The sequence below is a fragment of the Shewanella electrica genome (genome assembly GCF_022321485.1).
Lineage (GTDB): Bacteria > Pseudomonadota > Gammaproteobacteria > Enterobacterales > Shewanellaceae > Shewanella > Shewanella electrica.
Map to the genome: position 1 here is coordinate 1 of NZ_JAKOGG010000726.1, position 239 is coordinate 239.

Below are 239 nucleotides of genomic sequence, written 5' to 3' on the forward strand. Positions count from 1 at the left end.
GGGCAGTAACAAGTGAACAATATCTAGTGTATTGGGAGGGGGGTAGTGATTATCACAAAATTTCCCTAGACAATGTAGGCAAAGTATTATTTGGATTTTCAACCGGTGGAACGGATATTACCACATGCTTATCTACAAACGAATACGATGATTCTAATTGGTATCACGTGGTGGCAGTAAGACAGAGCACACTACAAGATGCGTGCCAATTGTATATTACAGACCTTAATGGAAATGAT

The 239-nt window shown here is 39.3% G+C and carries 1 protein-coding gene; it reads left to right on the forward strand.

Annotation, left to right across the window (positions count from 1 at the left end):
- On the forward strand, positions 1 to 239 hold a 239-nt coding region (locus L9G74_RS21920), incomplete at both ends, for a LamG domain-containing protein (protein ID WP_238899017.1).